12 protein-coding genes are annotated in these 12,056 nt (G+C 69.0%); 10 read left to right on the top strand and 2 right to left on the bottom strand.

What is annotated here, in order from left to right; all coding sequences use genetic code 11:
• Nucleotides 1–109: 109 nt before the first annotated feature.
• Nucleotides 110–421, top strand: coding sequence for a hypothetical protein (locus AB4112_RS26865; RefSeq protein ID WP_309799380.1), 312 nt, complete (start codon nt 110–112; stop codon nt 419–421).
• Nucleotides 422–535: 114 nt separating this feature from the next.
• On the opposite strand, the gene AB4112_RS26860 is transcribed toward AB4112_RS26865, so the two are convergent.
• Both AB4112_RS26860 and AB4112_RS26855 read right to left on the bottom strand, forming a co-directional pair.
• Nucleotides 536–1,594 carry a helix-turn-helix domain-containing protein gene (locus AB4112_RS26860; protein ID WP_309799382.1) on the bottom strand — a complete coding sequence of 353 codons (1,059 nt, stop codon included), beginning with the start codon at nt 1,592–1,594 and terminating at the stop codon, nt 536–538.
• A gap of 249 nt (nt 1,595–1,843) precedes the next feature.
• Nucleotides 1,844–2,134 (bottom strand): hypothetical protein, encoded by a 291-nt coding sequence (locus tag AB4112_RS26855; protein WP_309799384.1) that lies wholly within the window; start codon nt 2,132–2,134, stop codon nt 1,844–1,846.
• Nucleotides 2,135–2,370: 236 nt separating this feature from the next.
• Here AB4112_RS26855 and AB4112_RS26850 point away from each other — a divergent pair, with 236 nt between their 5' ends.
• From AB4112_RS26850 to AB4112_RS26810, 9 genes are all read left to right on the top strand, one after another.
• A complete protein-coding gene (locus AB4112_RS26850; RefSeq protein WP_309799386.1) occupies nt 2,371–3,579 on the top strand; it encodes an NAD(P)/FAD-dependent oxidoreductase in 1,209 nt (402 codons plus the stop codon).
• 182 nt (nt 3,580–3,761) lie between these two features.
• Complete coding sequence (locus AB4112_RS26845) at nt 3,762–4,637, top strand: hypothetical protein (protein ID WP_309799388.1); 876 nt, start codon at nt 3,762–3,764, stop codon at nt 4,635–4,637.
• A gap of 192 nt (nt 4,638–4,829) precedes the next feature.
• Nucleotides 4,830–5,720 carry an NAD(P)/FAD-dependent oxidoreductase gene (locus tag AB4112_RS26840; RefSeq protein ID WP_309799390.1) on the top strand — a complete coding sequence of 297 codons (891 nt, stop codon included), beginning with the start codon at nt 4,830–4,832 and terminating at the stop codon, nt 5,718–5,720.
• A gap of 286 nt (nt 5,721–6,006) precedes the next feature.
• A complete protein-coding gene (locus AB4112_RS26835) occupies nt 6,007–6,942 on the top strand; it encodes a septal ring lytic transglycosylase RlpA family protein (RefSeq protein ID WP_309799391.1) in 936 nt (311 codons plus the stop codon).
• Between the two features lie 147 nt (nt 6,943–7,089).
• Nucleotides 7,090–7,734 (top strand): dTMP kinase, encoded by a 645-nt coding sequence (gene tmk / locus AB4112_RS26830; RefSeq protein WP_309799393.1) that lies wholly within the window; start codon nt 7,090–7,092, stop codon nt 7,732–7,734.
• Nucleotides 7,731–8,804, top strand: coding sequence for a DNA polymerase III subunit delta' (locus AB4112_RS26825; protein ID WP_309799394.1), 1,074 nt, complete (start codon nt 7,731–7,733; stop codon nt 8,802–8,804). Before tmk ends, AB4112_RS26825 begins: the two co-directional genes overlap by 4 nt.
• Before the next feature lie 29 nt (nt 8,805–8,833).
• Nucleotides 8,834–10,387 carry a methionine--tRNA ligase gene (metG, locus tag AB4112_RS26820; protein ID WP_309799395.1) on the top strand — a complete coding sequence of 518 codons (1,554 nt, stop codon included), beginning with the start codon at nt 8,834–8,836 and terminating at the stop codon, nt 10,385–10,387.
• Nucleotides 10,387–11,181 (top strand): TatD family hydrolase, encoded by a 795-nt coding sequence (locus AB4112_RS26815; RefSeq protein WP_309799397.1) that lies wholly within the window; start codon nt 10,387–10,389, stop codon nt 11,179–11,181. The genes metG and AB4112_RS26815 overlap by 1 nt, the downstream gene beginning before the upstream one ends.
• A gap of 3 nt (nt 11,182–11,184) precedes the next feature.
• Nucleotides 11,185–11,946, top strand: a complete 762-nt coding sequence (locus AB4112_RS26810; RefSeq protein ID WP_309799399.1) for an MBL fold metallo-hydrolase — start codon at nt 11,185–11,187, stop codon at nt 11,944–11,946.
• Nucleotides 11,947–12,056 lie beyond the last annotated feature (110 nt).

Here is a 12,056-nt window from a genome sequence, read left to right as displayed (position 1 = left end):
CAGCGTCTCGGTTGGTTCCGAAATCCGGCCTTCGCCGAGCGGGAGAAAAGACCACTGGAAACGGCGGAGGTTTTTTTGCGGGCGAAGTTGTCGTAGCCTCCGCGGCGTGATGAAACAGTCCCCGCCGCCCCACACCGACGATTCGAACGACCGGGCCGAATTCGAGGGCGCCGCCTATCTGACGCGGGCGCTGCTGGATCAGGTCGTCGCCGAGAGAATGTCGTCGCTCGAATTGGCGACCTGGCTGCGACAGCTGATGATGCGCAAGGACGACCCGCTGTCGGACAACGAGAAGAGCGCGATCGTCTGCACCCTGGCCATCGCTCTTCTCGGCGAGGACGGCCTCGAGTTCGATCCGTCGCAACTGATGGATCTGGTCGACAGCTCGGATCAGGCGATCGCGATCGAGCGCATGATCTGAGGGATCCTCAGAGACCGTTTGGAAATGCGCTGGCGTGAGTCGGCTGGTGGTGGTTTCGAGAACCGGAGAGACCGCTGCCAGACGGCCGCGCCAGTAGCATTTACAAACGGTCTCTCAGCGGATCAGGCCCTCGACGGCGAGCTCCAGCTGCTTCCGTTGGAACGGCTTGCTCAGAACCTGCTCGGCCGGGAAACGCCCGAGGTCATGGTCAAGGTAACCCGTCAGGAACGAGAAGGGGATGTTGCGCCGGCGCAGTTGCTCGGCCACAGGATAGACCAGCGCGTCCTGCCCGAGATGCACATCCAGCAGCGCCGCATCGAGCGGCTGCGTCTCCGAGATCCGGATCGCCTCCTGCAGCGAAGCGCAGGGGCCGACGACCTCCAGACCCATCCGCACCAGGATGTCTTCGACCTGATGCGCCAGGAAGAATTCGTCCTCGACGACGAGGATGCGCTTGGCCGGGGCCGCGTGCGGCACAGGAGCGGCCGTGGGGAGCGATGTCGGCCGGCCGAAGATCTGCGCCAACGCCGCGGGCATCGGCCGCAGCGCTGCCTCGCACAGCAGTCCCAGATCCAGGATCTGCAGGCGGCCGCGTTGCAGCCTGACCGCGCCTGAGCGCTGAAGCTTGCCGATGACACGGTTGGCGTGCACCGGGCTGACCCCGAGGGCCGCGGAGAGATGGCTCTGCGTCAACGGCATCGGCAGGGCGCCGGCCCTGAGCATCTGTCGTGACGCGGCGCGCTCGAACAGGTCGAGGAAGAGAGCGGCCATGCGCTCGGCGGCGGTGCGCTGGCCAAGCGAGAGCAGCGCGTCCTGCAGCTCGATCTGCTTGACCGCCATGAGCGCGATGACGTGTGCTGCGACAGCATCCGCGGGGCGGCGGATGCTGTCCGGCCGGCAGGACCGCAGATGGACATCGGTGATCGCCTCGACGGAGGTCGCCGCGGCCCCGGCGAACTGCGCCTGGAAACCAATGAGGTCGCCCGGCAGCAGGAAGGCGAGGATCTGGCGGCGCCCGTCGGGCAAGGATTTGCAACGGGCCGCCCAACCGGACCGGATCACGGCCAGCGGCGGATTCTGATCACCTTCAGCAAGGATGATCCCGCCCGCCGCAACCTGCATGTCCTGGGCGTCCGGATGCGCCAGCAGAGCCCGGGTTGCGGGATCCAGCATCTCGATCTGCGGACGGGCCACGCCGCGCCGAACGTCGGGGAGGGGGGTGGTTTCGAACCCGTCACCGTTCCCGGTACCGGGAAGCCCTGCCGATGGTGTCGCAGGAGGTTGCATGGCGAAAAACCCGTCGACAATGCAAGGAGCGGCGTGTTCGGCCCCATAACACTTTCGAAGCGCCTTGGTTCCTTGGGAATCCCGCAATGAGCAATCGGGTTGCGCGAACCGGTTTCCGAAGGGGTTGCGCCGGGATCAGCCGGCGGCGTGGCTGGCCGGGTGAGCCGCGCGCGATGCCGGAATCGACTCCCACTCCGCATCCAGGCGGGACGACACATAGCGCTCCCACAGCGCGGTGGAGATGAAGGTGTTGGCGAATTCACTGGAGGCCTCGGGGTGCTGGCGTGCGAAGGCCAGCAAAGCCTTCTCGCAGGCGGTCCATTCGTCGTCGCCGGCCTGACGGCTGCTCTGATAGGCGGCGAGAACCTGATGCTTCGTCGATGCCGGAGCTCGGGTGGCCATGTCGCGATCTTCCTTCGTTCGCATCTGCGAGATTCGGATGCTCGTCGGGAGGGTGATGACGGGCGGTGACAGCTCAATGCCGGACGATGGGAAGTTGTTCCCTCGGCCGCATCGGATCCTGGGTCGTCCCGCCGGACGGCAAGCGAAGGGAACCGGCGACGGGCCCACGACATTGACGCCTCGAGGCAACGACCGATTGCGCAGGACTGCGGATCCCGCCGTGTCTCCGGCCTTTTGCCCGAACACGGACGGTGATCCACATGCCCGAACGGCTCGACCTCAGATCCGGCCAGCCCGTCTGGTCCGCCCACGGCATGCCGGGCATCCCCGCGGCGGCTTTGGACGGGGACCACGAGGCGGATGTCGCCATTGTCGGCGGCGGCGTCTCGGGCGCTCTCGTCGCCGACGCGATCCTGCAGGCCGGCCTCAGCGTCATCGCCATCGATCGCCGCGATTTCGGGCGCGGCTCCTCGGCTGCCAGCACCGCCTTGCTGGCCACCGAGATCGACCGGCCCCTGATCCAGCTGACGGACGAGATCGGCGAGGCGCGGGCCGCCCGGGCCTATTGGCGGTCCGCCGCGGCCGTGGATCACCTCCGGACGCGGATCCGCGACCTGGGCCTGCGCCCGAAGTTCCGGGACCGCCTCTCGGTCTACCTGCCGGGCACCACACTAGGCCTGAAGGATTTGCGCCGGGAGTGCGAGGCCCGGCTGCGGATCGGCCTGCGCTCGCGTTTCGTCGACAGCGTGGCGCTGCATGACCTGACCTCGATCGACGCCGCCGGCGCCATCGTCTCGGCCGGCAATGCCGAGGCCGATCCGCTTCGGCTGGTCGGCGGGCTGTGGCGCTCCGCCGGCCGGAGAGGGGCCGCGTTGCATGCGCCGGTCGAGGCCACAGAGGTCCAGGAGACCCGCTCCGGAATCGTCATCGCCACCGCCGGCGGACCGGAGATCCGCGCCCGCTTCGCCGTCTTCGCCACCGGCTACGAGCTGATGCCGTTCATCCCGCCCGCGGCGCACGACATCAATTCCACCTGGGCGATCGCGACCGCGCCGCAGCCCGACCGGCTGTGGCGCAGCCGGGCGCTGGTGTGGGATGCCAGCGACCCGTATTTCTACGCCCGCACCACCGCGGACGGACGCGTCGTCGCCGGCGGCAAGGACGAGCCCTTCGCCGACGAGGACAAGCGCGACGCGCTGATCGGCAGCAAGAGCGCTGCGATCGCCCGCCGGGTCGCCGCGCTGTGGCCGGCGATCGACCCGACGCCGGACTACCGCTGGACCGGCAGCTTCGGCGAAAGCCGGAGCGGCCTGCCGACCATCGGCCGGATTCCCGGGATGCGCCGCGGCTTCGCAATCCTCGGCTTTGGCGGCAACGGCTTCACCTTCAGCGCGATGGCCGCCCAGTTGATCCCTCGCGCGATCCTGGGCATCCCCGATCCCGACGAGGCGATCTTCGCATTTCCCTGACATCGGCCCGGACGCTGCCGATCGGAGAAAGCGGAACGAAACCATCCGACCCACTATTGGCTAAGCATCAGTCCTTTTCTTGGAGGCCAAAATGGGCCGCGGAATTCTTCTTTGGCTGCTCGGTGTTCCCATCCCGGTGATCATCATCCTGGCGCTTCTGTTCCACTGAGGAGAACCAGGACATGACCACCACATTCTCGGACTCCCGGGGCGTGGTCCCGGTGGCCGCGGAGACCGCTTCAGCGGTGTCCTGGGGCGCGATCTTCGCCGGTGCCGCGGTCGCCGCCGCGGTCACGCTCGCCCTGATGGTCCTGGGCACGGGCTTCGGGCTGTCCATCGTCTCGCCCTGGTCCAACACCGGGGTCGGCGCCGGCACCTTCGCCGTGACCGCGGCGATCGGGTTCCTGGTGATCCAGTGGATCGCCTCCGGCCTCGGCGGCTACGTCACCGGTCGGCTGCGGACCCGCTGGACCGATGTCCACACCGACGAGGTGTTCTTCCGCGACACCGCCCACGGCCTGCTGGCGTGGTGCGTCTCGACCCTGCTCGTCGCAGCACTGCTGGCGTGCATCGCCTTCGGCGCCGCCTCGACCGGGGTGCAGGCCGGGGCAACCGTCGCCGCCGGTGCGGCGCAGGGCGCGACGGCCGCCGCGTCGAACGCCGCGCCAGGCGACCCGACCGGCTACTTCGTCGACCAGCTGTTCCGGCAGCCGCCCGGCAGCCAGGTGGCGACGGCGGACCGGGCCGATGCGCGCCAGGAGGTGACTCGCATCCTGGTGAACGGCGCCGCCACGGGTACGCTGCCGGACGCCGACAAGAGCTACCTCGCCCAGGTCGTGGCGAGCCGGACCGGCCTGAGCCAGGCCGATGCGGAGAAGCGGGTCGGTGAGGTCGTGGCGCAGATCGACGCCGCAACCGTGAAGGCGAAGCAGGCGGCCGATGCCGCCCGCAAGGCCGGCCTGACGACGGCCTTCGCCACCTTCCTGTCGCTGCTGATCGGCGCCTTCATCGCCTCGGTCAGCGCGGCGCTCGGCGGCCGGCTGCGCGACGATCCCTGATCGGTTCGTCGAGGTCCGGACGTGAAAAGGAAACCCCGGCTTCAGCCGGGGTTTTTCTTGAGCGAGACTGGGTCCCCGGCGTATGGCCCGTCTCCAGCCAGCCGATTGATGCACCGGGGCCGGCGCGATAGGCTGGTTTGCCTGCTGCCCCCCGACGGGCGTGCGATCGATGCGATGGGAATGCGGTCACCGGTGCAGAAGATCATCGTCATCGGGGCGGGCCCGGCCGGCTTGAGCGCGGCCATTTGGCTGCGGCGCTTCGACCTCCACCCCATCGTGCTGGACAGCCATGACCGGCCGGGCGGCCAGTTGCTCTCGATCGGCAACCTCATTCCCGACTTTCCGGGAATTCCCGAGGTTGCGGGTCCGGACCTCGCCGCACGGCTTGCGGCGCATGCCTCGGCCCTCGGCGTGCAGATCCGCCAAAACATCGTGGTGGAAGGGATCGATCCGGAGTCCGGCGTCGTTCGGACGACCACGGGGCCGTATGGCTATGACCGGCTGATCATCGCCTCGGGCAGCCGGCAGAAGACCCTCGGCATCCCCGGCGAAGCCGAGATGATCGGGCGCGGCGAGGTGTATTCGGCCTCGCAGGATGCGCAGCGCTTCGCCGGACGGACCGTGGTGATCGTCGGGGGCGGCGACCGCGCCGTCGAAAACGCGCTGCTGCTGGCCGAGGCGGCGGCGCGGGTGGTCCTGGTGCACAGGTCGCCAGTCTTTCGCGGGCAGGACCGCTTCCTCGACCGGATGGCGAAGACCGCAAACATCGAGGTCCGGGCGCCGGCGCGGGTGCTGCGGATCGTCGGACGCGATCGGGTCGAAGGTGTCGAGATCGAGCAGGGCTCCGAAATCCGCATCCTGCCGTGCGCCGCCGTGCTGGTGCGCATCGGGGTCACGGGGAATACGTCTTTCCTGAACGACACCAGCCTGATCGATGAGCGGGGATTCCTGCGCGTCGACGAACGCTGCCGGACCCGCCTGCCGAATGTCTGGGCGATCGGCGATGTCGCGCTGGACCCCTTTTTCGCGTCGATCTCGGCCGGCATCGGCCAGGCCGCGATGGTCGCGAAACAGCTGGTCTAGACTCCAGACGGCTGCCGGTTCGACGGCCGGCAGCCTTCGGGACATTTCGGCTCTCCGAAAATTCGCATAGCGTTTTGATTTCGCCCGGGTTTGGTGAGGATAATAGTCTCCTGTTGAATCTCTCTGCCGTCCAATACAACCTATGAGAGTATGTAGAAATACCCAGGCAGATCGGGGATCGCGGGTGCCGTTTCGGGTCGGCCGACAGGTCAGTTGCAGAAGCAACGAACCGAGACGGACCGAAAAAGCTGGACCCGGCCCCGGTTCTTATGACATATCGATCAACATGACTGCCGAACCGAACCTGACCCGGTCCGGACGCCGTGCCTTCTGCGTGAGATCTACCCGCAGGAACACGGATCGTCGATCGGGGCTCGCCGTCGTTGCAGCCATCGGTGTGGCACTGGTCGCCACCGGATGCGCTCCCACCCAGTCCGGGAAGGGGAGCATCGCTGAACGGCCGACTGTCCAACGACCCGCCGATCCGGGTGTCGTCGCCATTAACGGCGTGCGCTACGTGGCGCGCACCGATCGCGATTCCGTGCAAGTCGGCGACGCCACTTGGTATGGGCCCGGCTTCCACGGCCGGAAGACCGCCAGCGGCGAACGCTTCGACAGCGGTCTCGTCACCGCCGCGCACCGCAGCCTGCCGATGCCCAGCCTGGTCAAGGTCACCAACCTCGACAACGGTCGGACGCTGATCGTCAGGATCAACGACCGCGGCCCGTTCGTGCGGTCGAAGATCATCGACATGTCCGCCCGTGGTGCGGAGTTGCTGGGCTTCCGCGGCAGCGGTTCGGCCCGGGTCAAGATCCAGGTGCTCGAAGAAGAGACGCGCTACCAGGCGCTGCAACTGCAGCGGCAGCAGGCGCGGCGCAGCCAGGTCGCCTCCGCCGGCGGCCCGGCCGATGTCGGCGACGTGCCCTATATCGCCGTCCCGCCGGCGCCGGCGCTGCCCGCCCGGATGCCGGAGATCGTCGGCCGCGCCGAGGACGAGGGGAAGCCGACCGGCCTCTTCGTCGCCGCCGCCAAGGTCACCCGGCCGCAGCAGGTGGCCACGCTGTCCGAAGCTCTGCGCCGCTTCGGACCGGTCTCGACCGCCGCTGGTTCCGGCGCGATCGAACTGCGCATCGGCCCCTTCATCGACCCCAAGGCCGCATCGAGCGCCCTGAAGCAGATCGCCGATGCCGGCTATCCCGGGGCGCGCATCGTCGCGGAGTAACGGCCGGCCAGACGTGGGGAATGCCCGGCCGTCGCAGATGACGGTCTCAATCATCTGGATCATGCGGTCCGCAACTCGCTAGGGTGGGGCTCGCCTGGCCCTGGCGGACGAGACCCGTCCCCGAGGCGAACCATCGGGACGGATCGCTTGAGCACGCGCGGACAGTTCATCACCCTGGAAGGCGGCGAGGGCTCCGGCAAGAGCACCCAGCTCCGCCGCCTCGCCACGACCCTGGCCGAACGCGGCCTGGAGGTCGTGACCACGCGCGAGCCCGGAGGCTCTCCCGGGGCCGAGGCGATCCGCGACCTCCTGGTCAAGGGCGACACCGACCGCTGGGACGCCGTGACTGAGGCTCTGCTCCATTTCGCCGCCCGGCGCGACCATCTGCGCGTCACCGTGCGCCCCGCCCTGGCTCGCGGCGCCTGGGTGGTGTCGGACCGCTACGCCGACAGCTCGCTGGTCTATCAGGGCGTGGGGCAGGGGGTGGATCGCGGCGTGCTCGACACCCTGTTCCAGATCGCGACGGACGGGCTGAAGCCGGACCTCACGCTGCTGCTCGACGTGCCGGTCGAAATCGGCCTGGCGCGGGCCGGCGCCCGGCGCGGGGCCGAGGATCGCTATGAGCGGATGGGCGAGGCGCTGCACCGCCGGCTGCGCGACGGCTTCCTGGCCATCGCCGCGGCCGAGCCGCAGCGCTGCGTCGTGATCGACGCCGCCGGCCCGATCGACGATGTGGCCGCCGCCATCCGGACCGCCGTCGACGCCAGGTTCAAGTTGGGGGCCGTCAGGTGACCGAGCCCCTGCTGGCGCCCCGCGCCAACCCCCGGCTGCTCGGCCATGAGGCGGCGGAGGCGGCGTTCCTGGACGCGTTCCGCGCCGGCCGGCTGCCGCATGCCTGGCTGATCACCGGCCCATCCGGCATCGGCAAGGCCACCTTTGCTCATCGTGTCGCCCGCTTCCTGATGGCCGGCGGCCGCCCTGACGCGGCAGGTCTCGACCTGCCGCTGGAGCACCCGACCTTCCGCCGCGCCGCCGCCGGCGGCCATGCCGACCTGCTGACCATCGAGCGCAACAACGGCGACGACGAGCGCAAGCGCCGCAGCCGCGAGATCCCGGTCGAGGAGATCCGGCGCATCGACCCGTTCCTGCGCCTGACCGCGGCCGAGGGCGCCTGGCGCGCCGTCATCGTCGACGAGGCCGAGGCGATGAACCGCAACGGCGCCAACGCCCTGCTGAAGATCCTGGAGGAGCCGCCGGCCCGCGCCATCCTGCTGCTGACCTGCGGCAACCCCGGCGCGCTGCTGCCCACCATCCGCTCACGCTGCCGGCACCTGGCGCTGGAGCCGCTGCCGGATGCGACGGTCGACCGGCTGCTGGCCGAGCACGCGCCGGAGCTGGATCCAGCCGACCGGGCGGCGCTGGTGCGCCTGGCCGAGGGCAGCATCGGCCGCGCCACGTCGCTGCTGGAGGAGGGCGGGCTCGGCCTCTATCGCGACATGGTGGCGCTGCTGGACGACTTCCCGCGGGTCGATTTCCGCGCCGTGCACAAGATGGGCGACCGGATCGGGCCGGTGGCCGCCGAATCGAGCTGGCGGCTGTTCACCGAGCTGCTGGTCTGGTGGATGGCGCGGCTGGCCCGCGCCGCCGCCCGCGGCACCGAGCCGCCCGAGATCGTGGCGGGCGAGGGGACGGTGATGCAGCGTGTGGTCGGTGCGGTCGGCAGGGCCGGCGGCCTTGATCGCTGGGTGGAGCTGTGGGACAACACCCGCCGTCTGTTCGCCCAGGCGGACGGGTCCAACCTCGATCGGAAGCAGGTCCTCCTGCAGGCGTTCATCGGCATCGAGCGCGCCTGCAACAGCTGACCGCCGCCACAGCACGAAAAGAGGCCGCGATGTCGGCGCCGAAGCCCTTCTACATCACCACCCCGATCTACTACGTCAACGACAAGCCGCATATCGGCCACGCCTACACCACGCTCGCCTGCGACGTGCTGGCGCGGTTCAAGCGGCTCGACGGCTATGACGTGCATTTCCTGACCGGCACCGACGAGCACGGCCAGAAGGTGCAGAAGGCGGCCGAGCTGGCCGGGATCGACCCGCAGGCCTTCACCGACCAGGTCAGCCAGAATTTCCGCGACCTGGCCGCGGCGATGAACTTCAGCAACGACGACTTCATCCGCACCACCGAGCCGCGCCACATCAAGGCGTCGCAGGCGATCTGGGAGGCGATGAAGGCCAATGGCGACATCTATCTTGGCGGCTATGCCGGCTGGTACTCGGTGCGCGACGAGGCGTTCTACGGCGAGGACGAGCTGACCATTGTCGACGGCAAGCGCATCGCCCCGACCGGCGCCGAATGCGACTGGGTGGAGGAGCCGAGCTACTTCTTCCGCCTGTCGGCCTGGGGCGACCGGCTGCTGGCCTTCTACGAGGCCAACCCGGACTTCATCGCGCCGGAATCGCGCCGCAACGAGGTCATCGCCTTCGTGAAGTCGGGGCTGCGCGACCTGTCGATCAGCCGCACCACCTTCAACTGGGGGGTGAAGGTGCCAGGCGACGAGGCGCACATCATGTATGTGTGGGTCGACGCGCTGACCAACTACCTCACCGCGGTCGGCTATCCCGACACCCAGGCCGAGAGCTTCAAGCGCTTCTGGCCGGCCGACCTGCACATGGTCGGCAAGGACATCCTGCGTTTCCACGCCCTGTACTGGCCCGCCTTCCTGATGTCGGCCGGCCTGCCGGTGGTGAAGCGCGTCTTCGCCCATGGCTGGTGGACCAATGAGGGCCAGAAGATCTCGAAGTCGCTCGGTAACGTGATCGACCCGCTGGAGCTGGTGGAGACCTACGGCCTCGACCCGGTGCGGTACTTCCTGCTGCGCGAGGTCTCGTTCGGCCAGGACGGCGACTTCTCGCGCCGCGCCATGGTCCAGCGCACCAATGGCGAGCTGGCCAACGGCTTCGGCAACCTTGCCCAGCGTGTGCTGTCGATGATCGCCAAGAACTGCGACGGCCGCGTGCCGCAGCCCGGCCCCCTGACCGAGGTCGACCGCGGGCTGCTGGACCAGCTGCCGGCGCTGCTGGAGACGCTGCGTCGCGAATTCGACGCCCAGGCCTTCCATCGCGGGCTGGAGGCGGTGTGGACCGTCGTCGGCGAGGCCAACCGCTATGTCGACGAGCAGGCGCCCTGGACCCTGCGCAAGACCGACCCCGCGCGGATGGCCACAGTGCTGTGGGTGCTGGCCGAGACGGTGCGGCGCCTGTCGATCCTGGTGCAGCCGATCATGCCGCAGGCGATGGCGAAGACGCTCGACCAGTTGGCCGTGGCGGACGACGCGCGCAGCTTCGCCCGGGTCGGCGACGCCGATGCCCTGGTGCCCGGCACGCCGCTGCCGAAGCCCGAGGGCGTGTTCCCGCGCTATATCGAGCCGGAGAGCGCCGCCTGATGCTGGTCGACAGTCACTGCCACCTGGATTTCCCGGATTTCGCCGCGGAGATCGACGATGTGGTCGGCCGCGCCACGGCCGCCGGAATCGGCTGCATGCTGACCATCTGCACCCGGCCGGAGCGGCTGCCGGCGACCATCGCCCTGGTCGAGCGCTTTCCGATGCTCTACGGCGCGGTCGGGGTGCACCCGCATGAGGCCAAGGACTTCACCGACCTCACGGTCGAGGAGATCCTCGACCTCACCACCCATCCGAAGATCGTCGGCATCGGCGAGACCGGCCTCGACTACCACTACGGGTTGAGTCCGGCCGAGGCGCAGCAGGAGGGCTTCCGCCGCCACATCCGCGCCGCCCGCATCGCCGACCTGCCGATCATTGTCCACACCCGCGAGGCCGAGGCCGACACGCTGCGGATCCTGGAAGAGGAGGGGCAGGGCGGCGACCGGCCACCGCTGCGCGGCATCATCCATTGCTTCAGCGGAACGCGGCAACTGGCTGAAGAATCAGTGAAACTCGGGCTTCATATCTCGCTGTCCGGGATCGTGACCTTCAACAAGTCCGAGGACATCCGCGCCACCGCCAAGGACGTCCCGCTCGACCGCATCCTGGTCGAGACCGACGCGCCCTACCTCGCGCCGGTGCCGAAGCGCGGCAAGCGCAACGAGCCCGCCTTCGTCGCCCACACCGCCCAGCGCGTGGCCGAGCTGCACGGCCTTCCAAGCTCAGATTTTGCGCGAAGGACGACGGACAACTTCTTCAACCTGTTCACGAAAATTCCGAGACAAGAGGCCTGAGCGATGCGCGTGACGGTCCTCGGCTGCGGCGGTTCGATGGGCGTGCCGATGGTCGGCGGCATCTGGGGCACCTGCGACCCGGCCAATCCGCGCAACCGCCGGCGGCGGCCGTCGATCCTGGTGCAGAGCGACACCACCACAATCCTGGTCGACACCTCGCCGGACCTGCGCGAGCAGCTGCTGGACCACGAGGTGAAGCGGGTCGACGCGCTGCTCTACACCCACGCCCATGCCGATCACATCCACGGCATCGACGACCTGCGGCCGCTGGCCTTCAAGCAGCCGATCAACACCTACATGGACGCGGCGGTGCGGCAGGAGCTGGAGGAACGCTTCGGCTACACCATGACCTCGGTCGAGATGGACCGAGGCTTCTACCACCCGTTCCTGGTGCCGCATGTGCTGGAGGGGCCGTTCCGGATCGGCGACATCGACATCGTGCCATTCGAGCAGGACCACGGCCGCAGCCTGTCGATGGGCTACCGCTTCGGCAGCTTCGCCTATTCGACCGATGTGGTGCGGCTGGACGATCGGGCCTGGGCGGCGCTGGAGGGGGTCGAGAGCTGGATGGTCGATGCCACGCGGGAGGAGCCGCATGTCTCCCACGCCCATCTGGAACTGACCCTGGAATGGATCGAGCGGCTCAAGCCCAAGCGGGCCTGGCTGACCCACATGAACCACCAGATGGACTACGACCGGCTGTGCGCGCGGCTGCCGGCGCATGTCCGGCCGGCCCATGACGGGCTGGTGATCGAATACAGCTGAGAGCCGGGGCGGCGAGCCGCCGCCCCTCAGATGCTCAGCGGCGCGGGCCGCCCGGCCGGCGCGGCGCGGGGCCGGCGGCGGACCGGCGCGGCGCGGGGCCGGCGGCGGAC

It is taken from the genome of Inquilinus sp. 2KB_23 (assembly GCF_052115705.1).
Taxonomy (GTDB): Bacteria; Pseudomonadota; Alphaproteobacteria; order DSM-16000; family Inquilinaceae; genus Inquilinus; species Inquilinus ginsengisoli_A.
The sequence above is the reverse complement of the archived record's forward strand: the minus strand, read 5'-3'. Positions and strand labels throughout refer to the sequence as shown.